Origin of the sequence: Methylotenera sp., assembly GCF_029945535.1 — a bacterium.
In the GTDB taxonomy this organism is placed as follows: Bacteria; Pseudomonadota; Gammaproteobacteria; order Burkholderiales; family Methylophilaceae; genus Methylotenera.
Window position 1 is genome coordinate 443,764 of record NZ_JAQSCU010000013.1, and the last position, 22,303, is coordinate 466,066.

The following is a 22,303-nucleotide window of genomic DNA, read 5'->3' on the forward strand; positions in this document are numbered from 1 at the left end:
GTATTGGCGCGCTATTTGCTTTATTTTCCTAGATATTTTTTTAGAAAACTCTAGGGGAAATTGAAAAATGGAAGCATTAGTTTCGTCAAATGACGTATTGTTTGTATTATTAGGCGCCATTATGGTGCTTGCTATGCATGCGGGTTTTGCATTTTTAGAAGTCGGTACCGTTCGTAAGAAAAATCAGGTTAATGCGCTAGTTAAAATCATGGTGGACTTTTCCGTATCGACCATTGCTTACTTCTTTATTGGTTACAGCATCGCATACGGCGTCAATTTTTTCAGTGGTGCAGAGGTGCTAGCCGCAAAAAATGGGTACGGATTAGTTAAATTCTTTTTCCTTTTGACCTTTGCTGCAGCGATTCCTGCCATTGTGTCTGGTGGCATTGCAGAACGCGCAAAATTCAACCCACAACTTGCAGCCACTTTTTTAATTGTAGGTTTTATTTACCCGTTTTTTGAGGGCATCGCTTGGAATAACCATTTTGGCATTCAGCATTGGTTTCTCATTACATTTGGCGCTAAGTTTCATGATTTCGCAGGTTCAGTGGTTGTTCACGCGATGGGTGGCTGGATTGCACTTGCCGCTGTAGTTTTATTGGGTGCTCGCCAAGGTCGCTATAGCAAAGACGGTCGTTTACATGCACATCCACCTTCAAATATTCCATTTCTAGCTCTAGGCGCTTGGATACTTACTGTTGGTTGGTTTGGTTTTAATGTGATGTCAGCACAATCCATTCAAGGTATTTCTGGTTTAGTTGCAGTTAATTCACTCATGGCACTGGTTGGTGGCACGTTGGCGGCTTTAGTGATGGGTAAAAATGACCCTGGCTTTGTACATAATGGCCCGTTAGCTGGCTTGGTTGCGGTGTGCGCAGGTTCAGATGTCATGCATCCTCTAGGCGCATTAGTGACCGGTTGCGTTGCTGGTATGTTGTTTGTTTGGGCGTTTACACTGACGCAAAACCGTTTAAAAATTGATGATGTATTAGGTGTGTGGCCGTTGCATGGCTTATGTGGTGCTTGGGGTGGCCTTGCTGCTGGTATCTTTGGTGCTAAAGCGCTTGGTGGTACAGGGGGTGGCGCCGATGGCATCAGCTTCATATCACAACTTTTAGGTACGAGCTTGGGTATTGTGATTGCGCTGATTGGCGGTGTGATTGTTTACGGCACACTTAAAAAAATTACTGGAATCCGCTTAAGTCAGGAAGAAGAGTTTGATGGCGCTGATTTGAGCATACACAAAATTGCATCTAGTGCAGAGGATTAAACGTTCATGACTTAAGGTGATTAAAAAGAATAAAGTCTGTCGAAAATTGAAACTAAAAGGCTCTTACTGAGAGCCTTTTTTGATACTACTAGGAAAATTTAGTCGCAATCCTATTAATGGATATTGGATATTTCTGGAATATCAGTATATTTAATATATGCAAACATAAACTTTAATAGCAAGAATTAAAAAACTAATGTCCGATTCGGCCCATTGCAGTCATTCAGTTTTTAAAGAAACCTTTGTTAAATCTACAGTTGAAATGCATAAAGATGTCTTTAGTATGCCTTTTATATATGCTGATTTAGTCTAAATTTAGTCCGTACTGTTTCTTGCATCCATAATTCTTGGTAAGTTGCTTTCAATCCAGTCTGCCAGTGTGCTGATGTGAGCAGCCACCTCTTCACCTAGTGGTGTCAAGCTATACTCAACATGTGGCGGCACCACCGGAAAAGATTTTCGGTTTAAAAAACCATCCGACTCTAAGCTTTGTAAAGTTTGGGCTAACATTTTCTCACTGACGCCGTTCACTTTTTTGCGAATCTGACTAAAGCGTGCTGTGCCTTCAAGCAACACCATGAGTACAAGTACTCCCCACTGACTTGTTACATGCTTGAGCACACTTCTGGATGGACATTCTGCAGCTAATAATTCACCACGTTGTAATCGCAAGGTTAATGGCAATAACGCAGTAGATTTTTCAATGTTGTCAGTTATTTTCATACTTACCTTTTTGTACGTACTTACTATTTGTTAGTTAGTGCGTTATCTTATCACTTCTATTTAATTTAAGGAGATAAAAATGATTGTTGTCACAGGTGCTTCAGGTCAATTAGGTAAACTTGTCATTCAGTTTTTATTAGAAAAAATCCCTGCATCTGAAATCATCGCAGCGGTACGCAACCCAGAAAAATCTAAAGAGTTAGCAGAGCTTGGCGTACAAGTCAGGCAGGCTGATTACAATGACCCCGCGTCGTTAAATCAGGCTTTTAAAGGCGCTGAAAAGATATTGTTAATTTCATCTAATGAAATTGGCCAAAGAACTGCGCAGCATAGTGCGGTGATTGCGGCAGCAAAACAAGCCGAGGTTAAGGTTATTGCATATACCAGCGTGCTTAAGGCAGACACGTCTCCACTGGCTTTAGCGGGTGAGCATTTGGAAACGGAACAAGCATTGAAAGCTTCTGGTGTGCCATTTGTCATATTACGTAATGGCTGGTATACAGAAAACTATACTGCAAGTATTCCTGCTGCATTGGCACATAACGCGTTCTTAGGTAGTGCGGGAGATGGCAAGATTGCTTCAGCTGCGCGGAAAGATTATGCCGCCGCGGCAGCAACAGTATTATTAAACCCCGTTATATCAGGGTCGATTTATGAGCTTGCAGGTGACGATACCTATACCTTAGCAGAATTTGTAAATGAAATTGCAAAGCAATCAGGCAAGGCTGTGAGCTATGTCAACCTATCTCAAGATGAGTTTGCAGCAGCGCTAGAAGGTGCGGGGTTACCAAAACCATTTGCAGCGTTAATTGCAGACTCCGATGTAGGGGTATCTAAAGGCGCACTGTTTGATGACAGCCATCAACTGAGTAAGTTGATCGGATACTCTACTCAGCCATACAGCACTTCAATTAAAATAGCTTTGCAAGGTTAGTCCAGACTAATCGATAGCTGATGTATTCATTTCAGCTATCGATTACAGTAGGTGTCTTATATTCTTTACGGGCATCTTAATAGATTAACTTGACTGGCTACTTTGGGCCGCTTATCGTCAATTTCAAATGAATGGGTAAAGATCGGCCCAAGGCGATCATTAGCACACAAAACTTACTTGAGAGGCAAGTAAACATCAGTAATCAGCTCATGTTCTGGGGTTTCTGGCAGTAAGTTTAAATAATGAAAATATAGCGGAAAATCACGTAGCTCCTCTCTACTATCGGGTAGCCATTCCCTATATAAATAGTATGCGCAGGCACCTAACCTATCATGCGAGCCATAATGTCGGATTACTGCACATCGCCCATGAGGAATCATCTTGGTGATCACACGCTGTGGGTTTTCTGGCACGTTTTCTAAGACTGATCCGCAAATATCAAATCGAAACTGTGACGGATCTGTCGTATCGGGGTTGTCATAAGCAACCCCATAAGTCTGGCTTGTTTTTACGGGGGATAAACCACTAGTTTTGCGCCAATCGATAAATATTCCCACTGAGTTATTAACCAATGAGGGAGCACCTCTATGCTCAAGCGCCGCCACCTTGATCTCCTCAAATTTTACAATCTGTACTTCCATCAGCTGTTTCCTTTCTTTTTTTGGCAATTCGTATCGTTGACTCCATGGTTCCCATGCCGGTTTTCGGCGAAATCCAGAGGGCGTTTGCCCAAATGTATGCTTAAAAGCACGAGAAAATGACTCAGGATTTTCGAAACCAGCATCCAACCCAATATCTGTTATCTTTTCCAACTTATTAAATGCAAGTCGGTAGGAAGCTCGTTTGAGTCGCATTAACTGTATATATCTAAAAACGCTGATTCCGGCATATTCAGAAAATTGACGATGAAAGTGATATGGCGAGAAGTTTGCCACTTGACTCAATATTTCCACGGTGAGTGTTTCACCTAGGTGATGTTCGATATAATCTAATACCTTATTGAACCGAGCTGTGTAAGTATTTGCACTTGCCATATCTTTTACCGCATATGTCTGAATGAGACAGAACTATACGGTGTCGCAAGACGCGTGTCTTGACTGAGATTGCTTTATATTGGGATTTGGCTTGAACCTAGGTTATTAGGTGATGCGCGGCTTCGTATTTATCAATATCAGCCAGCGTAGTCCGTATGCCATACGGGGATAATTTTACTTTTGATCACCGAACTTCCCCGTAATTCTTACAGACTACAGGTAATCTTAACTGTAGCTTAATTTAGCCACAGCTTGCGCTCTTCTAGTCACATTCAGCTTTTCAAAAACATGCTTTAGATGACTTTTTACCGTATTTTGGCTGATATACAAAATCATTGCGATTTCGCTATCGGTCTTACCTAGTTTTACCCAATCAATAATCTCTAATTCGCGCATGCTTAGATTGTACGATTTAATCGCAGAAACTCTTTCAGCTTCTGAAATGTCTACGGGTTCAATATGTTGAATTTTTCTAAGTACGTTATCAATATGTGGCATGAGCAGCCCCATTAATGAGTCTTGCACCATAAACGTGGAATCGGTACTAAAGAAAACGTATAGACAATCGTTACTTGCACGCAAGTCACTTAAACCATAGACGAGTAACGATTTAAATTCGTTAAATATGTCGGGTAGTTTTGATTTTATTTCGTCGTTTTCGTCGACCTTGTCAATATTATTGACAGTCAGCCAACGGTTATTATTGGCCGACCAAGTCTTGTACAACTGCCGCATAAGAGCTTCAGTTTTTTCTGGGGAATCAAATAAAGCTTGTGTATTGATGTTCGCCAAATTGGAAGCAACATCATAATTAAAGTTAAATTTTTGCGAGTTTCTGTCAAAATTACCCCAGCAAGCCAGTAGCATATTATGCGGCAAAACCTCAGCCACATTGGTTTGTAGCCAGTTGTAAAAATCAATATGTTTATTAACGCTGTATGAGGAAGCGATAATCGAAAGTATTTTTTCAGATAAATTAGGTGTTACAGGTTTTTGATTTTTTTTATATTTATTATCATTTTTAATATGTTGCAGTGAGTGGTCGACTGACGTTTTTGCGTTCATGAACATTTTAAATTGACTCAAAGTTAGTGTTATTAATAATAGCTATGCAAAATTTGTGCCTTAAAAGCGTTGCTGTTGAAAATTCGATTTTTTCTTCTGCTCACCTAGCATTATGTTTCAGTCTAACGCGGGTTCACTATGTTAAAATTTAGGTATGACAATTCAACTATCTCAGCTTTAAATATGGCGCGTTTTCATGTGATTATTCCTGCGGCTGGCAATGGCAGTCGCATGGGGGCAGATGCACCTAAGCAGTATTTAAATTTGCATGGTAAGACATTAATTCAGCATGTCATCAACGTGTTTGATCAATCAATTAGAGTTAGCACCATACATATTCTAATTAATCAGGAAGATGAGCATTGGCGTAGCACTTATTTACATTCCAGCAGCAAGCTGCAAGTGCATTATTGCGGTGCAGATACCCGCGCAGGAACGGTTTTAAATGGTTTAGAGGCTATTCAGAACCAAGTGGAAGATGACGATTGGATTTTGGTACATGATGCCGCGCGACCAGGTTTAAGTAATCTTCTGCTGAATCATTTGTTAAATACGTTAGAAAATGATGCTGTAGGCGGCTTATTGGCAATGCCTTTGGCGGATACCTTGAAGCGAGCGGGTGATGATCAGCGAGTTTTAGCCACTATTCCGCGCAATGATTTATGGCAGGCGCAAACGCCGCAAATGTTTCGCTATGCCACACTAAAGAAAGCACTTGCTGAGTTTAACGGCACGCCAACAGATGAGGCGGAAGCGATTGAGGCTTTGGGTTTAAAACCTAAATTGGTGACAGGTGAATTGCGGAATCTTAAAGTGACTTACCCGCAAGATTTAGTGGTATTGACAGCATTGCTAGAGGGTCAGTCTTGAACACGGTTTTAATAGATGAGTTAATGAGAACATGAATATGCGTATCGGTCATGGGTTTGATGTACACCAACTAGTGGTTGGCAGAAAGTGCATTATTGGCGGGGTAGAGATTCCTTTTGAAAAAGGCTTGGATGGGCATTCTGATGCTGACGTTTTGCTGCATGCAATATGCGATGCCTTGCTTGGTGCAGCGGGGCTAGGTGACATAGGCAAACACTTTCCACCAAGTGATAATAAGTTTAAAGGCATAGATTCGCGGGAATTATTGCGCCATGTCGTTGCCTTATTAAAAGTTAAAAGCTATGTGGTGAACAATATTGACGCGACTGTTATTTGCGAAGCGCCAAAGTTATCCCCCCACACGGCACAAATGTGCGCCAATATCGCGGCAGATTGTGCTGTAGACGTGACACAAGTTAATGTGAAAGCCACTACTACAGAGAAACTAGGTTTTACTGGCCGTGGCGAAGGTATTGCTGCTGAGGCAGTTTGCACTATTATTAAGAACTAAACCTGCTTTTAATTATCATTACTCTTTTTTAGTTAGAGTATGTAAACAGATATTTAGATGAATGAAACAAATTTACTTGAATTGAACACACATGTTTAAATGGTTTCAAAACCTAGCTTCACCTTTCCCCGATACACTCATCACCACGCCATCCAAAAACTTTTGGACGTTTGCATGGAGCTGTACGCAAGGTCTACGCCCATACCTGTTGGGCATGACAATTTTTACAGGCTTAATCGCCGCGTTTGAGGCCGCTTTGTTTGCCATGATGGGCAAAATTGTCGATTGGCTAAGCAACGTACCAAAAGATTTGTTATGGCAAAACTACACTACAGATTTAGGCGTTTTGGCCATTGTATTAATCTTGAGTACGTTTTTTATCGTCATGCAGACTATGTTTAAGCATCAAACATTGGCAGCTAATTTTCCTATGCGCATGCGTTGGAATTTCCACCGTTTAATGCTGAATCAAAGCATGAGTTTTTACCAAGATGAATTTGCCGGCCGTGTCTCTGCAAAAGTCATGCAAACTGCGCTGGCAGTGCGTGATGTGTGGTTTATTGTGGCAGATATTATGGTGTATGTTGTCGTGTACTTTGGCAGTATGGTGGGCATAGTGGCGTACTTTAACTCGCTCATTGCCATTCCATTCTTAGTTTGGTTAGTCGCTTACGTCGCTTCTTTAAGTTACTTCGTGCCACGTTTAAGCAAAACATCGCGCATGCAAGCCGATGCACGTAGCTTAATGACAGGGCGAATTACAGATGCCTACACCAACATCAGCACAGTCAAGTTGTTTAGCCATGCAGGACGCGAAGGCGCTTATGCAAAAGATGCTATGCAAGAGTTTATAGGCACCGTGCATGCGCAAATGCAACTGGTGAGCATGGTAGAAATCATCAACCATGCATTGAATATGTTGTTGATTATTGCAACCAGTTTAAGTGCGCTGTATTTATGGAGCAAAGGCCAAGTTTCAGTAGGCGGCGTAGCTGCTGCAACCGCTATGTCACTGCGCCTAAACGGTATTTCGCACTGGGTAATGTGGGAGATGACGTCTTTATATGAGCAGGTCGGCACAGTGCAAGATGGCATGAACACACTAACGATGCACAATAATATTAACGATGCCGCTGATGCAAAACCGATACAAGTTAAGCATGGCGAAATTAAGTTCGACTCAGTGGATTTTAGCTATGGTGGTAGCAAAGTTGTGCTTAAAAACCTTAACTTAAACATCAAACCAGGCGAAAAGGTGGGGCTAGTCGGTCGTTCTGGCGCAGGTAAATCTACCATTGTTAATTTACTATTGCGTTTTTATGAAGTAGAAAGTGGCAGTATTTTGATTGATGGCCAAAATGTAAATCGTGTCACTCAAAATAGTCTGCGTGAGAACATTGGTATGGTCACGCAAGATACGTCGCTTTTACATAGAAGCGTGCGCGACAATATTTTATACGGCCGTCCCGATGCTACAGAAGCCGAGATGATTAGCGCTGCTAAACGTGCTGAAGCACATGATTTTATTTTGTCGCTACAAGATTCAAAAGGGCGCACGGCTTATGATGCGCATGTTGGCGAGCGTGGAGTGAAACTCTCTGGCGGCCAGCGTCAGCGTATTGCCATTGCGCGAGTCATGTTAAAAGATGCGCCGATTTTATTGTTAGATGAAGCTACCAGCGCCTTGGATTCAGAGGTTGAGCAAGCGATTCAAGCCAGCCTATATAATTTGATGCAAGGTAAAACAGTCGTGGCGATTGCGCACCGCCTATCAACTATTGCAGCGATGGATAGACTCATCGTTTTAGATGAAGGCAAAATCGTAGAAGAGGGCAATCACCAAGCACTGCTCAAGCAAGGCGGTCTTTACGCAAGTCTATGGGCACATCAGAGTGGTGGTTTCTTAGGCGAGCAGTGATGGCTATATAAACACATTCTCTCCACTTCGTCATGCCGACGAAAGTCGGTATCCAGCGTAGTTAAAGTCACTGGATTCCAGCGTATGCTGGAATGACGAGTAGGCGTTGAGTTGTTATTTAAGCATTAAGGAAGTTTTATCAGAATTAAGGAGCCATAAATGACTATAGAAACTCGTCCACCAATCCCTCCATACACCCGTGAAACCGCCATTCAAAAAGTGCGCATGGCGGAAGACGGCTGGAATAGCCGTGATCCACAACGTGTGTCAATGGTCTATACCGTTGATTCGCAATGGCGTAACCGTGCTGAATTTCCAAAAGGGCGTGCTGAAATCGTCGAGTTTTTAACTCAAAAATGGGCAAAAGAGCATGACTACAGACTGATTAAAGAGCTTTGGGCTTTCGATGGGAACCGGATTGCTGTGCGCTTTGCTTACGAGTGGCATGATGATGCAGGCAATTGGTTTCGTTCATACGGCAACGAAAACTGGCAATTTGATGCCAATGGTTTAATGGAGTTACGCTACGCCAGCATTAACGATTTGCCGATTAAAGAAACTGACCGTAAGTTCTTTTGGCCATTAGGGCGCAGACCAGATGAGTATGCGAGTTTGAGTGAGCTTGGCCTGTAAATGAAGTAGGGTGGGCAACTTGTTGCCCACGCGGAAGAATCTGAATTACGCACCATTCCTTTTCGCCTCTAGGCGAGTTACTTTCTTTTGCGTGCTCAAAAGAAAGTAACCAAAGAAAAGAGCCCCCCTCCCGCTTATTTCCTGTTCTGCTCAGTTTAATGGGCGGCAATCGGAAACTCACCCAATAAAATCACTTGGGTTCAAACAGCCGCTTGCCAAAAGCTCCCATGAAACTGAGCAGAACAGGCGCGGTAGCAGGGGATGGAAAGGCGCAGAAGTTTTACGAGTGCTTATTTGGTATTTAAATCTATCAAACTCCGTCATTCCGACGAAAGTCGGAATCCAGTGGCTTTAAGCACTGTGCAATCTAGGCTATGCTTTTTGCATACATTGGTAGATAAGCTCACCGCCGTTGAAGATTAATACGACAGGATGGACAAGCAGTTACCCATCCTGATGGGTTACTTGGTAGGGTAGGGTTGTAACCCCGCGCGGTGAGTGTTGCTAATTCCGCTACGCGTGGGTTCAAGAACCCACCCTACTTGGCTGATAAAAGAATAAACGTAAAGTCCAATTCACCCTTTTGGTTGTTCAGCCAGTTCTTTCAAATACTGCTCAACATCCCATTCGCAGCCGCCACAGCCTGAAAGGGCGCCAGACCAATTGGAAATAGCTTCCATATCCATGCCTTCATTGAATAGTTTTTTGATTTTGGCGCGCGTGGTGCCGCTGCAAGTGCACATAACTTCATCGTCTAAATTGTCGCCTTGAGCCGTCATGATGTAATCGTTTAAGCTTTTAGCAGCACAATTACCGCGCCGCTGCCGCCATCTTGTTTTTTAGCTTCGGCGTAGGCAATGACTTCATCTTTTTGCATCAGCCAGCCGCGTAGTTTGTGTTTTAGCACAGGTTCGCGGTTGCGAGAGCCTAAACCTTTGCCATGGACGATGCGTACGCAACGGATGCCGCGTTTTTTGCAATCGCTGATAAAGGTGGAAACATAAAGTCTTGCTTCGTCGCTAATTAAGCCATGTAGGTCAATTTTGGCTTGAATCACCCAGTGTCCGCGGCGTAGCTTACTTAAAATGTCAGGCGAGTGACCATCACGCAGGTAAAGTAGCTCTTCACCTGTTTCAATTTCATGAGCTGGAATGTAGTGATCCGACAATGAATCAACAAGGGCTTGTTGCTCATCGCGGATAAATTGCAGTGGGATGGGCTTTGGTTTTAGTTTGTACTCATCTTTTGGTGGCGCGGTAAAAGGTTTGACGTCTTTTACCGCGTCACGAAAAAGTGAGGCTTCATCAGCTGCTGGATTGTTAGCTTGTGGCTCGCTGACTTTTTTTGCAGCATTTTGTTCAGCGAGTTTCTGTGCTGCCTCTGCTTGCTTTAAACGCTTTTTTGCGCTTAAAAGCTTACTTGTCGAGGTATCGTTCAGCATCTAGCGCAGCCATACAACCTGAACCAGCGCTGGTAACCGCTTGGCGATAAATATGGTCTTGCACATCACCTGCGGCAAACACACCAGGAACACTAGTTGCAGTGGCATTGCCAGCGCGACCCATTTGCGTGATGATGTAGCCGCCTTCCATATCGAGTTGACCTTCGAAAATGTCGGTGTTTGGCTTGTGACCAATCGCAATAAATACGCCTTGTAGCGCGATGTCTTTAGTGGTGCCGTCATTCACGTTTTTGATGCGCATTCCAGTCACGCCAGTGTTGTCGCCTAGCACTTCATCTAGCGTATTGAATGTTTCAAGAACGATTTTGCCTTCAGCCACACGTGCCATTAATTTATCAACCAGAATCGCTTCTGCTTTGAATTTATCGCGACGATGTACCAAGGTGACTTTGCTTGCGATGTTAGCCAAATACAAAGCTTCTTCAACAGCTGTATTTCCGCCACCAATCACTGCAACTTCTTGATTGCGATAGAAGAAGCCATCACAAGTCGCACAGGCTGAAACACCTTTACCAGAGAATGCCTCTTCACTTGGTAAACCTAAATACTTAGCTGAGGCGCCAGTTGCGATAATCAGTGCATCGCAAGTATATTCGCCACTATCACCCACTAAACGAATTGGCTTTTCAGTCAAATGCGTCGTGTGGATATGGTCAAAAATCATTTCAGTGTTAAAGCGTTCTGCATGTTTTTGAAAGCGCTCCATCAATTCAGGACCTTGCACGCCATCGGCATCTGCAGGCCAGTTGTCGACCTCAGTGGTCGTCATCAATTGACCACCTTGCGCAATACCAGTGATAAGTACAGGTTTAAGATTCGCGCGTGCGGCATATACCGCTGCAGAGTAACCGGCAGGGCCAGAACCTAAAATGAGTAGTTTGACGTGACGTGTTGCCATGTTGTATTGCTTTCTTTAATAAGTGTTGTTTGAGCTATATTGGGTTTGTTGGCTTATTTTTCAAGCAAGCTGCGTAGCATCCAACCTGTTTTTTCATGCAACTGTAGACGTTGAGTTAATAAATCCTTGGTTGCTTCATCAGAAGCTGCATCTGCCGCTGGGAATACGCTGCGTGCTGTGCGACAAACTGCCTCATGGCCTGCAACTAATTCTGCAATCATGTCTTGTGCTTTTGGCACTGATTCAGACTCTTTAATAGACGATAATTTTGCAAAATCGCGGTACGTACCAGGTGCGTAAACGTCTAATGCGCGTATGCGTTCAGCGACTAAATCTACAGCCAATGCAAGCTCGGTATATTGCGCTTCAAACATCAAATGCAGGGTGTTAAACATAGGCCCTGTCACATTCCAGTGAAAATAGTGCGTTTTTAAATACAAGGTATAGGTATCTGCCAAAAGGTGTGATAAACCTTTAGCAATAGCTTTTCTATCTTTTTCTTTAATGCCGATATCCATGATGGTTTCCTTAGTAGAAATGTATGTGTAGGTAGGTTTAGAGTTAGATTAGTATTGTATTAGCTACCAAGCGACTTTGATACTGCTATAATTAAATTTGATGCTAAAAATTTGTAAGGTTCGACTATCTTGTTTTTCAAAAAATCAACTCCTGTCAATGCTCGCCGTGAGGCAGAAGTGAGCCAGTCGCATGTGATAGGCGCAACGCTTATTAAAGAGGCTTGGTGGCTAATTTTAGTATTAGCCGGGCTTTTTATTACGGTGATTCTATTTACTTATCATCGTGAAGATCAATCTTGGTCGCACATGGCGGCAGATAACGCGCCTATTCAAAACGCAGGTGGCAGTGCTGGTGCATGGCTTTCTGACATGATGTTGTATCTATTTGGTTTTTCGGCATGGTGGTGGGCGGTATTAGCGTTTTATGCTATGTGGTTGGTATATTTAAAGTTAGAAGTGGTCGCCAGAAGCGAAAGGCCATTTTTACTATTCAATTTTATTGGCTTTACTTTGCTGTTTGTAGCTTCATGCGCCTTGGAGGCTGGGCATATTATCAGTCTGCCAGCCATGTTGCCAGACGCGCGCGGTGGCATGCTGGGCAACGCCTTAGATGCTGGTTTGCGTAGCCTGTTTGGCTACACTGGTTCTAGTATGTTGCTGCTGGTGATGTTTGTAGTGGGCTTTAGCTTATTTACTGGCTGGTCGTGGATTATGATCACTGAGAAATTGGGCGGCGCAATTATTTCAAGCTATGAATACCTAAAATTCAAATGGCAAGATAGACAAGATAGGCAAGCTGGAAAAGTGGTTGAGCAGGAGCGCGCTGAGTTTGTACAAACCGAGCGCAAACGTGTTGAAGCCCGTGAGCCCGTATTTATTGAGCCGCCAGTATTAGAAGTCGCAAAAAGTGAGCGTGTGCTAAAAGAGAAGCAAGCTCCACTATTTGAATCTATGCCAGATTCCGCGTTGCCACCTTTGCATTTGCTGGATGATCCTTCTGGCATGGTGGAGCTGCCATCAGCTGAAACGCTGGACTTTACATCACGTTTAATTGAACGCAAGTTAATGGATTTCGGCATTGAGGTTAAAGTGCTCACCGCACAGCCTGGCCCCGTGATTACTCGATTTGAGCTAGAACCTGCCGCTGGTGTAAAAGGTAGTCAAGTCACTAATTTAATTAAAGATTTAGCACGTGCACTTTCTGTAGTGAGTGTGCGTCTAGTTGAAACGATACCGGGCAAAACCTGCATGGGTTTAGAGATTCCTAATCCTAAACGCCAAATTGTCTATTTATCTGAAATTATGGGCAGCCAAGCTTATGCCGATGTGAAGTCACCATTGGCAATTTCACTTGGTAAAGATATTTCGGGCAAGCCTGTGGTGGCTGATTTGGCTAAAATGCCTCACGTGTTGGTTGCGGGTACTACAGGTTCAGGTAAGTCCGTGGCAATTAACGCGCTTATTTTGAGTTGGTTGTACAAGGCTGATGCTAGCCAAGTGCGTATGATTTTAATCGACCCAAAAATGCTTGAGCTTTCAGTCTATGAAGGTATTCCGCACTTATTAGCCCCTGTGGTTACCGATATGCGCCAAGCGGCGAATGCGCTGAATTGGTGTGTGGCCGAGATGGAGCGCCGTTATAAATTGATGTCTAGCTTAGGTGTACGAAATCTAGCTGGCTACAATCAAAAAATTAGAGATGCTGAAAAAGCGGGTGAAAAAATACCACATCCATTTAGCTTAACGCCTGATGATCCTGAACCATTAATGGAAATGCCATTAATTGTGGTAGTAATTGATGAGTTGGCCGACTTGATGATGGTGGTCGGCAAAAAGGTAGAAGAGCTGATTGCCCGTCTAGCGCAAAAGGCCCGTGCATCAGGCATACACTTAGTACTTGCCACGCAACGGCCGTCTGTGGACGTGATTACAGGTTTGATTAAAGCTAACGTGCCTACACGAATTTCTTTTCAGGTATCCAGCAAGATTGACTCGCGCACAATATTAGACCAAATGGGCGCGGAAGCCTTATTGGGGCAGGGTGATATGTTGTATATGCCACCTGGCACTGGTTACCCTGTGCGTATTCACGGCGCGTTTGTGTCAGACCAAGAAGTGCATAAGGTCGTGAATTACCTCAAAGCGCAAGGCGAACCAAACTACATTGAAGGCATCTTAAGTAATGAGGCTGAAGAGGGCGGTGCAGATTTTGCTGAAAGCGGCTCCAGTTCAAGCGGCGGTTCAGAGGTTGATCCTCTCTATGATGAAGCTGTTGGCATCGTGCTTAAAACTCGCCGCGCTAGTATTTCAGGCGTACAGCGTCAATTGCGCATCGGTTATAACCGCGCAGCGCGATTGATAGAAGATATGGAGCGTGCAGGCCTAGTTTCAGCCATGCAAAGCAACGGTAATCGTGAAGTATTAGTGCCGCATCACGACTCCTGACATCCAAAAAGCTAATTAAAGAATTACAAGGAATTAAATGAATCAATTAAAAGCTGCATTACTGAGCTGTCTGCTAATAGTGCCGTTAGCCGCCCAAGCGGATGGCGTGTCTAGCCTTAAAAAGTTTTATGATGAAACACATGCGGTGAAAGCAGATTTTCATCAAATCGTCACGGATAAACAAGGGCAAAAAATCCAAGAAGTCTATGGTGAAATGCAGTTAAAACGCCCAAATAAATTTAGATGGGATTACCATAAGCCATTTGAACAGCAAATTATCAGTGACGGCAAGCAAGTGTGGCTATACGACACAGAGCTAGCGCAAGTTTCAGTGCGTGAGTTAAGTAAAGCGCTAGGCTCCAGTCCAGCGGCACTCTTAGCAGGTGACGATAGTCTAGATAAAAACTTTAAATTAGTGAATGCATATCGCAAAGATGGTCTTGATTGGGTGAGTACTAATCCTAAAGATTCTGATACGGGCTTTAACAAAATATCATTAGCGTTTAAAAATGATGTGCTGCAAGAGATGGACATGATAGATAGCTTTGGCCATCAAACAAAAATCTTGTTTAGCAACGTTGTGCATAATCCGGTGATTGAACCTAAAACTTTTTTATTTCAACCGCCTAAAGGGGTTGATGTTGTTGGTGAGTAGTTCCGTGTTGCAATCAAATGAATACTGCGTTCGGAATAGGCTCTTTGCATTTTGACTAACTTATTCACCCCAAACCAGCCAGAAGCGCCACTTGCCGAGCGCTTACGCCCGAAAACCTTAGATGAAGTGGTCGGACAATCGCACTTATTGGCAGCTAACAAGCCACTGAGGCTAGCATTTCAATCGGGCAAGCTGCCCTCCATGATTTTGTGGGGACCGCCTGGTGTCGGTAAAACAACTTTAGCCCGATTAATTGCTAATACCGCAGAGGCTGATTTCATCCCTATTTCTGCCGTGTTATCGGGCATTAAAGATATCCGTGAGGCTGTTGAACGTGCTGAGCTTACCTTGCAGCAACATGGTCGTAAAACGATATTGTTTGTGGATGAAGTACATCGCTTTAATAAAGGTCAGCAAGATGCATTTTTGCCTTTTGTAGAAAGTGGCTTAATCACCTTTATCGGTGCGACCACTGAAAACCCTTCATTTGAAGTAAACAGCGCTTTATTAAGCCGTGCGCAGGTGTTTGTACTCAATGCTTTATCTGAAGCTGAGTTATCGTTGTTGCTAGATCGCGCTCAGCAATTAGTAGCTGAAAATGTCAAACTCGCTGATGACGTTCGCGAGCAAGTATTAGCCTATGCAGATGGTGATGCAAGGCGCTTACTGAACTTTGTTGAAGGTTTATTCAATGCAGCCGAAGGTGCAGGCGTCACTGACATTGATGAAGCGTTTTTGCAAACCACCATGGCGAGCAAGTTACGCAGGTTTGATAAAGGTGGCGAAGCGTTTTACGATCAAATCTCAGCTTTACATAAATCTGTGCGTGGCTCTAACCCAGACGCAGCTTTGTATTGGTTCTTACGCATGATAGATGGCGGCGCTGACCCCTTATATTTAGGACGCCGCATCGTGCGTATGGCCATTGAAGATATTGGCTTAGCGGATCCTCGCGCGCAAGGCATGGCTATTGAAGCTTGCCAAATCTATGAGCGACTTGGTTCACCAGAAGGTGAGTTAGCATTATCTAATGTGGTGATTTACTTGGCCGTTGCACCTAAAAGCAACGCTGCTTATAATGCTTACAATCAGGCTAAGGCTTTTGTCGCGAATGACAAATCACGCCCAGTACCATTGCACTTAAGAAATGCGCCAACCAAGCTAATGAAAGCCTTGGATTATGGCAAAGAATACCGTTACGCTCATCATGAGCCAGAAGCTTATGCAGCCGGCGTAGACTATTTCCCAGATGATTTGCACGATAAAAATACTGTGCCGCAATTTTATATGCCCACACCGCGTGGCTTAGAAGGTAAAATTACGGAAAAATTGGCGCACTTAAAAGAATTAGATAGAAAAGCAGCATTAAGCAACAAAACCAAAAAGTAATTGGCTGCAGGCTTGTATAAAAACACTATTTTATTTGTCATTCCCGCGAAGGCGGGAATCCAGTTAAGGTAGTTGACTCGCCTAGATTCCCGCCTTCGCGGGAATGACGAATAGAATATATTGATAATAAAGTTAGCGGATATTAGGAAATTAAATGTTAGACATACAAGCGTTAAGAACTGATTTAGACGGTGTTGTTAGCCAATTGAAAGTGCGTGGTTTTGAATTTGATTCAGCAAGTTTCACAACATTTGAAAACGAGCGTAAAACCGTACAAACTCGCACGCAAGAATTACAAGCTAAACGTAATAATACGTCCAAACAAATCGGCATTGCTAAGTCTAAAGGTGAAGACGTTAGCGCCATCATGGCAGAGGTTGCGGGCTTGGGCGACCAACTAAAAGCCGATGAAGCGCGACTGATTGAGTTGCAAGCTAGCTTGCAGAACTTACTATTAAATGTACCAAATATACCGCATTCAAGTGTGCCACAAGGCAAATCAGAAGCCGATAATGTAGAAGTGCGTAAAATTGGAACGCCGCGTACATTTGATTTCGAAGTGAAAGATCATGCAGATGTCGGTACGCCATTAGGTTTAGATTTTGATACAGGCACTAAGCTTTCCGGTACACGCTTTACCTTAATGCGTGGTCAAATTGCAAAGATGCATCGTGCTTTAGCTCAATTTATGTTGAATACTCAAACTGAACAACATGGCTACGAAGAGTGCTATACGCCGTATTTAGTAAATGCGGAAACGCTTACTGCTACTGGTCAATTACCAAAATTTGAAGAAGATTTGTTTAGTTTACAGCACAATGATAGCAAGCTTTATTTAATCCCCACATCAGAAGTCACGCTTACCAACACAGTGCGCGATGAAATCGTGCCTTTAGAGTCATTGCCTATCAAACTTACCGCGCATACGCCTTGCTTCCGCTCTGAAGCGGGTTCTTATGGTAGAGATACCAAAGGCATGATACGTCAGCATCAATTCGATAAAGTCGAGATGGTGCAAATAGTACACCCTGATACCAGTTATGCCGCCCTTGAAGAGATGGTAGGGCATGCGGAAAACATCTTAAAAGCTTTAGGTCTGCCATATCGTGTGGTTTCACTCTGCACAGGCGATATGGGTTTTGGCGCAGCTAAGACTTACGATTTAGAAGTATGGTTGCCTGCACAAAATACTTATCGTGAGATTTCATCTGTTTCAAACTGCGAGGCATTTCAAGCGCGCCGTTTACAGGCGCGCTTCAGAAATGAAAGTGGCAAACCTGAATTAGTGCATACGCTGAATGGTTCTGGTTTGGCAGTAGGGCGCACCTTGGTGGCAGTGCTAGAGAATTATCAAAATGCAGATGGTAGTGTGACTGTGCCGGAAGTATTAAGACCATACATGAACGGTTTGGAAAAACTGACTATTACTAAATAAACTTAATCAGCCTGCGCAATTTTAAATGTATTGCTATTAGGTGTATGGCTAGGTTGGTAGCGTTCTAAAATACGCTGATAGCTACGGATGGATTCAACAAAAATCACGGGTGCGCCACCACTAGCGTAGCCGTATTTGAGTGTGGTGTAATATTCAGGGTCATTTAGCATGACCAGCGTCTTTTTAATGTCTGCCCAACGGTCTGGGTTCAAATTCAAACGTTTTGCCAGCACTCTGGCATCTTCAACATGGGCATAGCCAATGTTATAGGCCGCTAAAGCCATATAGGTGCGGTCTGGCTCTGGAATGCGATCTGGTACCGTTTCTATCATCTTTACAATGTATTTGGCGCCTGCTGGAACGCTTTGTTTTGGATCCAGCCTGTCAGTCACGCCCATTAAGTCAGCGGTACTTTCTGTAAGCATCATTAAACCCCGCACGCCAGTGGGTGAAGTGTTAAATGTATCCCAATGCGATTCACGATAACTCACCGCTGCTAGTAAGCGCCAATCAATACCTGTAGTTTCTTGCGCTTGTTTGAATAGATGTTGGTATTTAGGTAACAAGCTATTTGATAGCTTAAGGAACGCTGTAATGTCTTGTGTATTCAATCGGTTACTGCTGCCGTAGTAACGGTCTAACAAGTTACGCAAGGTGCCATCTTTGCGAATCTGGTCAAAGAATTTATTTACCTTTTTTACGAGTTGCGGGTCCGCATTTTTTGGCAAAGCCCATGCAATATTTTCTGGCTTGCCTAAAGCCATGCCCACTGACAAGTTTGGGTAATAATTTTGCATCATGGCAACCAAATGACTATCTGCTATTGTGAAGTCTAAAACGCCATTGGCTACTTGGTCTAACAGTAGTTCCGAGTTGGTTTGGCGTAAAGCTTGCCATCTTAATTTAGGTTGTTCTTTTTGAATCTCACTCAGGCGCTCTGCAAAGCTTGTACCTGCTGGCACTGCAATGGTTTTGTCGACTATGGCGGCTAAGTTTCGTGGCTTATCATTTGATTCATTGTCGTAAATGAGTTGTTGCTGCGTTTCTTGATAGGGCTTGGCAAACTGGACAAGCTCTTTTCTAAGATGTGTCACAGACAGGTTTGCTGCGGCAATGTTTGCCTGACCTTTAAGTAGCGTTGGGATGACCTCACTGATGCTGTTGACCAATAAAAACTTGATTTGATACTCTGGAGCGTACTTCTTTACAAACAAAGTCGCTAAGTCATATTCAATGCCAGCATATTCATTATCACCATTGAGATAATAAGTGGCGGGGCCATTATGAGTCACAAAAACTAGCTCGTGGCTATTCAGTGCGGCCTGTTTGGTGAGCTTGTTAGCTTGTTTTGACGGGTTGTCAGACAAATCACAAGCAACCACGAGCAAGCCAACTAATACAAAAAAAACCCAGCGCAACAATTGGCTAAGCTGAATAGCACTTGTTTTACTATACATACGCATGGCGTAAGTTAAATCCAACGCTCGCTTATAAGACCGTTAGCCGCAATAAATACAGCATCTGTTAAGCCATAAAAAATGCCATGTTCAACAACGCCAGGCGTATTGCTGATTAAATCATTCAGCGTTTTAGCATCTAGTGATCGGTCAAACGTCATGTCGAGCACATAGCTACCGTGAGAGGTCACCCAAAAACCATCTTTTGCTACGTTGGGACGTAAGTTACCCTTTGCGCCTGCTGCCTCTAGACTTTTCTTTGTGACTTGCCAAGCAAATGGAATGACCTCAATTGGGATCACAAAATTCTGGCCAATATGACTAACGAGTTTGCTTTCATCTGCCACAGCAATAAACTTGCTAGCGGCTTTGGCGAGTAACTTCTCTTTAACCAGGTCACTGCCTCGACCTTTGAGCAAAGTCATGTCAGGCGTGACTTCATCAGCACCGTCTACATATAAATCGATGCTAGTGATATGTTCTAAAGCGACGATAGGTAAGTTGAGCGATTGTGCAGTGATGGCACTAATCGTTGAACTGGCTACTGTAGTAACTTTCAGGCCTTCTTCACGCTGCAGTCGTGCGAGCTCTTCTATAAAATAATTGGCTGTAGAGCCAGTGCCTAAACCAACAAGCATGCCGCTTTTAACGTACTTTGCGGCCTGTAAAGCGACCATTTGTTTGTCGTTCATTACATTCTCCAACCATTTTTACTAGATTGATTATTCTAGATTCATTTTCGAGTGACTTGGTATATTAACGTGAATATGTTCTTTTGGACATAAAAAAAGGGAGCTTGTTTGCTCCCTAATTGTAAATTTTCTCTAAGAAAAAATTATTGATGCATTATTTCAATACACGGTTTCTGTATTCACCAGTGCGTGTATCGATTTCAATTTTATCGCCTTGTGCGCAAAATAACGGTACTGGAAACTCGAAGCCAGATGCAATTTTAGCCGGTTTCATTACTTTACCTGATGTATCGCCTTTAACAGCTGGCTCAGTGTAAGTAATTTCACGAATTACTGTTGTTGGCAACTCTACAGAGATTGGTTTCTCATTGTAAAAGCGAATATCAACAGCCATACCATCTTCAAGGTAAGGAAGCGCGTCAGCCATGAACTCTGCATCTACATCATATTGGTTGTAGTCTGCGTCCATGAATACATAGCTAGGGTCAGCAAAGTAAGAGTAGGTGGCTTCTTTTTTCTCAAGCACAACCACTTCAAATTTGTCGCCAGCGCCGTAAATAGTTTCGCTAGGCGTGTCTGTTAACAAATTTTTAAATTTCATTTTTACCACAGCTGTGCTGCGGCCAGATTTAGTGTATTCGGCTTTAACTACGACCAATGGGTCACTGCCGACCATAATAACGTTACCGGCGCGAAGTTCTTGAGCTGTTTTCATGAGATTGCCTTACTGATTGAAATTGGTTAAATAATAAAGTCGCGAATTATACCTTAACTCGTACTTTTTGCAAAAAAATCACCAACTTAGAGGCTAGGTCATTTTGTGTCGCTAATTGACTTGCTTTGGTGAAGGTAAATGACTTTGTAGTATTAAGGGCATCTAAATAGTTTTGCCATATGTCGGCGGTTAAGTTACCTGAGACCCAAGCTAAATGCATTTTGTAGACAGCATCTTTGGCATACCCCTCACAGTCAGCGTAAAACAAATCTAAGAAAGCATTCAGTTTGGTCACGTGCGTATTTTCTGTTTGCAAATAGGGCTGCCAGATAAATGGTTTAGCCGCCCAAATCGCGCGTATCCAGCTATCTTCACCACGTACAAAATTGATGTCACAACTTGCAAGTAGCTGGTCGTAGTCGGCTTGGCTTAAGAATGGTAGAGCATGAACAGTTAGATTTTTTTTGCGGAGTATCGAGCCTGTTTCAATGATATCTAAATGAAAGAATTCAGCAATTTTAGGGAAAATTCTGCTTGTAGGTACGTGGCAATCTATGGGTTGATTAGACTCTGCCATCGCATTGAGTAAGTCAGCAATAGGCGCATGTGGGTAGCAGAATAGAGAAACTTTTAAGGTCTCGTTTCCCAGTGGCTGCTGACTTGCAATCAGCTGATTATTTTGAAAAATATTAGCTTCACGAATCAAACCTCCCGTGGCTTCGGTAAAGCCTGGGAAGAAGAAATGCCGTGCTGGTTTGGTATTGTTCGAGCTTCTGGCATGAAACTCTGCCACCCAAGATTCAGCTGACAGATATTCTAAATTTATCCAAGTCGAAATCCCTTGCATTTCGGCTAAGTAATTGGCTGGAAGCTCGCAACTGAAGGTTTCTAAGGCCACGTCAGCGGGGTGAGTAGTATCGGCGCTTTGCCAAGTGAGAATTTCTACATGATGGATGACTTGTGATGTGAGTTCACAATTTAAGGCAGGGATGATATGACTTGCGACTGTCAAATCATCAATGAATAACCTGACTTGCAAATGGTGTTCCTGCGCTAGCTGCTGACTAAGGCGCCAGCAAACACCAATGTCGCCAAAATTATCGACGATACGACAAAAGACATCCCAGCGTTTAGCTACGTTATTGCTCATTTAACTTAATTTAAGAGTGATTTAGCTAGGTGGATTGTATTGAACGTCAATGATTTCGTATTCTTCTTCGCCAACGGGTACGCTGACTTTCACAATATCGCCAATTTGTTTACCAAGCAGGGCGCGCGCCAATGGGGATATCCAGCTAATATAGCCTAGAGACGGTTGCAATTCATCTTTACCAACGATGCGGTAAGTGTGTTCAGTGTCGTCTTTAAGCGAAAATAAGGTCACCCATGCGCCGAAGAATACTTTCTCTAAGCCTTGCTGTGCGGCCGGGTCTACGATGACTGCTAAATCCATACGTTGCATTAAAAAGCGTAAGCGGCTATCGATTTGTCGCAAGCGTCTTTTACCGTAGATATAATCGCCGTTTTCACTTCTGTCGCCGTTACCTGCAGCCCATGAAACCACTTTGACTAGTGCGGGTCTCTCAACTTTGAGTAGCTCGGTAAATTCAGCCTCAATCGCCGCGTGGCCTTCAGGAGTGATGTAGTTTTTTTCGTCTGATACTGTTTTTTTTTGCAAA

General features: G+C 43.3%; 22 protein-coding genes. 10 read left to right on the forward strand and 12 right to left on the reverse strand.

Annotated elements, in window-relative coordinates:
- Positions 1 to 67: 67 nt before the first annotated feature.
- The gene (locus tag PSU72_RS09805; RefSeq protein ID WP_300432208.1) at positions 68 to 1,270 is read left to right on the forward strand and encodes an ammonium transporter; all 1,203 of its coding nucleotides are present in this window, start codon (positions 68 to 70) and stop codon (positions 1,268 to 1,270) included.
- A gap of 315 nt (positions 1,271 to 1,585) precedes the next feature.
- Here PSU72_RS09805 and PSU72_RS09810 read toward each other — a convergent pair whose 3' ends face one another.
- Positions 1,586 to 1,993, reverse strand: coding sequence for a helix-turn-helix domain-containing protein (locus PSU72_RS09810; protein ID WP_300432209.1), 408 nt, complete (start codon positions 1,991 to 1,993; stop codon positions 1,586 to 1,588).
- A gap of 79 nt (positions 1,994 to 2,072) precedes the next feature.
- On the opposite strand from PSU72_RS09810, the gene PSU72_RS09815 reads away from it, so the two are divergent.
- Entirely contained in the window at positions 2,073 to 2,927 is an 855-nt protein-coding gene (locus PSU72_RS09815; protein ID WP_300432211.1) for an SDR family oxidoreductase, read from the forward strand.
- Positions 2,928 to 3,100: 173 nt separating this feature from the next.
- Here PSU72_RS09815 and PSU72_RS09820 read toward each other — a convergent pair whose 3' ends face one another.
- Entirely contained in the window at positions 3,101 to 3,961 is an 861-nt protein-coding gene (locus PSU72_RS09820) for an AraC family transcriptional regulator (protein WP_300432212.1), read from the reverse strand.
- 225 nt (positions 3,962 to 4,186) lie between these two features.
- The gene (gene epsA, locus PSU72_RS09825) at positions 4,187 to 5,026 is read right to left on the reverse strand and encodes an XrtB/PEP-CTERM-associated transcriptional regulator EpsA (RefSeq protein ID WP_300432214.1); all 840 of its coding nucleotides are present in this window, start codon (positions 5,024 to 5,026) and stop codon (positions 4,187 to 4,189) included.
- A 183-nt stretch (positions 5,027 to 5,209) separates the two neighbouring features.
- On the opposite strand from epsA, the gene ispD reads away from it, so the two are divergent.
- The 4 genes from ispD to PSU72_RS09845 all read left to right on the forward strand — a co-directional run bounded on the left by ispD (position 5,210) and on the right by PSU72_RS09845 (position 8,958).
- The gene (gene ispD, locus PSU72_RS09830) at positions 5,210 to 5,896 is read left to right on the forward strand and encodes a 2-C-methyl-D-erythritol 4-phosphate cytidylyltransferase (RefSeq protein ID WP_300432215.1); all 687 of its coding nucleotides are present in this window, start codon (positions 5,210 to 5,212) and stop codon (positions 5,894 to 5,896) included.
- 37 nt (positions 5,897 to 5,933) lie between these two features.
- Positions 5,934 to 6,407, forward strand: coding sequence for a 2-C-methyl-D-erythritol 2,4-cyclodiphosphate synthase (ispF, locus tag PSU72_RS09835; protein WP_300432520.1), 474 nt, complete (start codon positions 5,934 to 5,936; stop codon positions 6,405 to 6,407).
- A 91-nt stretch (positions 6,408 to 6,498) separates the two neighbouring features.
- Entirely contained in the window at positions 6,499 to 8,325 is a 1,827-nt protein-coding gene (locus tag PSU72_RS09840; protein ID WP_300432216.1) for an ABC transporter ATP-binding protein, read from the forward strand.
- A gap of 159 nt (positions 8,326 to 8,484) precedes the next feature.
- Positions 8,485 to 8,958, forward strand: coding sequence for a nuclear transport factor 2 family protein (locus PSU72_RS09845; protein ID WP_300432218.1), 474 nt, complete (start codon positions 8,485 to 8,487; stop codon positions 8,956 to 8,958).
- Between the two features lie 575 nt (positions 8,959 to 9,533).
- Here the strand turns inward: PSU72_RS09845 and PSU72_RS09850 are convergent.
- Genes PSU72_RS09850 through PSU72_RS09865 form a run of 4 tightly spaced genes read right to left on the reverse strand, consistent with a single transcriptional unit; the run spans position 9,534 to position 11,836 of the window.
- Positions 9,534 to 9,737 (reverse strand): (2Fe-2S)-binding protein, encoded by a 204-nt coding sequence (locus PSU72_RS09850; RefSeq protein WP_300432219.1) that lies wholly within the window; start codon positions 9,735 to 9,737, stop codon positions 9,534 to 9,536.
- Between the two features lie 11 nt (positions 9,738 to 9,748).
- A complete protein-coding gene (locus PSU72_RS09855) occupies positions 9,749 to 10,399 on the reverse strand; it encodes a Smr/MutS family protein (protein ID WP_300432220.1) in 651 nt (216 codons plus the stop codon).
- Positions 10,374 to 11,318 (reverse strand): thioredoxin-disulfide reductase, encoded by a 945-nt coding sequence (gene trxB, locus PSU72_RS09860; protein ID WP_300432221.1) that lies wholly within the window; start codon positions 11,316 to 11,318, stop codon positions 10,374 to 10,376. The genes PSU72_RS09855 and trxB overlap by 26 nt, the downstream gene beginning before the upstream one ends.
- A gap of 53 nt (positions 11,319 to 11,371) precedes the next feature.
- Complete coding sequence (locus tag PSU72_RS09865) at positions 11,372 to 11,836, reverse strand: Dps family protein (protein ID WP_013148264.1); 465 nt, start codon at positions 11,834 to 11,836, stop codon at positions 11,372 to 11,374.
- A 129-nt stretch (positions 11,837 to 11,965) separates the two neighbouring features.
- On the opposite strand from PSU72_RS09865, the gene PSU72_RS09870 reads away from it, so the two are divergent.
- The 4 genes from PSU72_RS09870 (at position 11,966) to serS (ending at position 17,760) form a co-directional block, all read left to right on the forward strand.
- On the forward strand, positions 11,966 to 14,281 hold the full coding sequence (locus PSU72_RS09870) for a DNA translocase FtsK (protein ID WP_300432223.1): 2,316 nt from the start codon (positions 11,966 to 11,968) through the stop codon (positions 14,279 to 14,281).
- 37 nt (positions 14,282 to 14,318) lie between these two features.
- Complete coding sequence (lolA, locus tag PSU72_RS09875) at positions 14,319 to 14,936, forward strand: outer membrane lipoprotein chaperone LolA (RefSeq protein WP_300432224.1); 618 nt, start codon at positions 14,319 to 14,321, stop codon at positions 14,934 to 14,936.
- A 51-nt stretch (positions 14,937 to 14,987) separates the two neighbouring features.
- Complete coding sequence (locus PSU72_RS09880; RefSeq protein ID WP_300432225.1) at positions 14,988 to 16,325, forward strand: replication-associated recombination protein A; 1,338 nt, start codon at positions 14,988 to 14,990, stop codon at positions 16,323 to 16,325.
- 154 nt (positions 16,326 to 16,479) lie between these two features.
- Positions 16,480 to 17,760, forward strand: coding sequence for a serine--tRNA ligase (serS, locus tag PSU72_RS09885; RefSeq protein ID WP_300432227.1), 1,281 nt, complete (start codon positions 16,480 to 16,482; stop codon positions 17,758 to 17,760).
- Between the two features lie 2 nt (positions 17,761 to 17,762).
- On the opposite strand, the gene mltF is transcribed toward serS, so the two are convergent.
- From mltF to greB, 5 genes are all read right to left on the reverse strand, one after another.
- On the reverse strand, positions 17,763 to 19,223 hold the full coding sequence (mltF, locus tag PSU72_RS09890) for a membrane-bound lytic murein transglycosylase MltF (RefSeq protein ID WP_367186085.1): 1,461 nt from the start codon (positions 19,221 to 19,223) through the stop codon (positions 17,763 to 17,765).
- An 8-nt stretch (positions 19,224 to 19,231) separates the two neighbouring features.
- Positions 19,232 to 19,909, reverse strand: a complete 678-nt coding sequence (rpiA, locus tag PSU72_RS09895; protein ID WP_300432229.1) for a ribose-5-phosphate isomerase RpiA — start codon at positions 19,907 to 19,909, stop codon at positions 19,232 to 19,234.
- Between the two features lie 154 nt (positions 19,910 to 20,063).
- On the reverse strand, positions 20,064 to 20,624 hold the full coding sequence (gene efp / locus PSU72_RS09900) for an elongation factor P (protein WP_300432230.1): 561 nt from the start codon (positions 20,622 to 20,624) through the stop codon (positions 20,064 to 20,066).
- Between the two features lie 46 nt (positions 20,625 to 20,670).
- On the reverse strand, positions 20,671 to 21,774 hold the full coding sequence (gene earP / locus PSU72_RS09905; protein ID WP_300432232.1) for an elongation factor P maturation arginine rhamnosyltransferase EarP: 1,104 nt from the start codon (positions 21,772 to 21,774) through the stop codon (positions 20,671 to 20,673).
- Positions 21,775 to 21,795: 21 nt separating this feature from the next.
- Complete coding sequence (gene greB, locus PSU72_RS09910) at positions 21,796 to 22,302, reverse strand: transcription elongation factor GreB (protein ID WP_300432233.1); 507 nt, start codon at positions 22,300 to 22,302, stop codon at positions 21,796 to 21,798.
- Between the last annotated feature and the right edge of the window lies 1 nt (position 22,303).

Bases quoted from the DNA above. Each gene is read 5' to 3' on its own strand.
- PSU72_RS09805 (WP_300432208.1), top strand. From the start codon at position 68: ATGGAAGCATTAGTTTCGTCAAATGACGTATTGTTTGTATTATTAGGC.
- PSU72_RS09810 (WP_300432209.1), bottom strand. From the start codon at position 1,993: ATGAAAATAACTGACAACATTGAAAAATCTACTGCGTTATTGCCATTA.
- PSU72_RS09815 (WP_300432211.1), top strand. From the start codon at position 2,073: ATGATTGTTGTCACAGGTGCTTCAGGTCAATTAGGTAAACTTGTCATT.
- PSU72_RS09820 (WP_300432212.1), bottom strand. From the start codon at position 3,961: ATGGCAAGTGCAAATACTTACACAGCTCGGTTCAATAAGGTATTAGAT.
- epsA (WP_300432214.1), bottom strand. From the start codon at position 5,026: ATGAACGCAAAAACGTCAGTCGACCACTCACTGCAACATATTAAAAAT.
- ispD (WP_300432215.1), top strand. From the start codon at position 5,210: ATGGCGCGTTTTCATGTGATTATTCCTGCGGCTGGCAATGGCAGTCGC.
- ispF (WP_300432520.1), top strand. From the start codon at position 5,934: ATGCGTATCGGTCATGGGTTTGATGTACACCAACTAGTGGTTGGCAGA.
- PSU72_RS09840 (WP_300432216.1), top strand. From the start codon at position 6,499: ATGTTTAAATGGTTTCAAAACCTAGCTTCACCTTTCCCCGATACACTC.
- PSU72_RS09845 (WP_300432218.1), top strand. From the start codon at position 8,485: ATGACTATAGAAACTCGTCCACCAATCCCTCCATACACCCGTGAAACC.
- PSU72_RS09850 (WP_300432219.1), bottom strand. From the start codon at position 9,737: ATGACGGCTCAAGGCGACAATTTAGACGATGAAGTTATGTGCACTTGC.
- PSU72_RS09855 (WP_300432220.1), bottom strand. From the start codon at position 10,399: ATGCTGAACGATACCTCGACAAGTAAGCTTTTAAGCGCAAAAAAGCGT.
- trxB (WP_300432221.1), bottom strand. From the start codon at position 11,318: ATGGCAACACGTCACGTCAAACTACTCATTTTAGGTTCTGGCCCTGCC.
- PSU72_RS09865 (WP_013148264.1), bottom strand. From the start codon at position 11,836: ATGGATATCGGCATTAAAGAAAAAGATAGAAAAGCTATTGCTAAAGGT.
- lolA (WP_300432224.1), top strand. From the start codon at position 14,319: ATGAATCAATTAAAAGCTGCATTACTGAGCTGTCTGCTAATAGTGCCG.
- serS (WP_300432227.1), top strand. From the start codon at position 16,480: ATGTTAGACATACAAGCGTTAAGAACTGATTTAGACGGTGTTGTTAGC.
- mltF (WP_367186085.1), bottom strand. From the start codon at position 19,223: ATGCGTATGTATAGTAAAACAAGTGCTATTCAGCTTAGCCAATTGTTG.
- rpiA (WP_300432229.1), bottom strand. From the start codon at position 19,909: ATGAACGACAAACAAATGGTCGCTTTACAGGCCGCAAAGTACGTTAAA.
- efp (WP_300432230.1), bottom strand. From the start codon at position 20,624: ATGAAAACAGCTCAAGAACTTCGCGCCGGTAACGTTATTATGGTCGGC.
- earP (WP_300432232.1), bottom strand. From the start codon at position 21,774: ATGAGCAATAACGTAGCTAAACGCTGGGATGTCTTTTGTCGTATCGTC.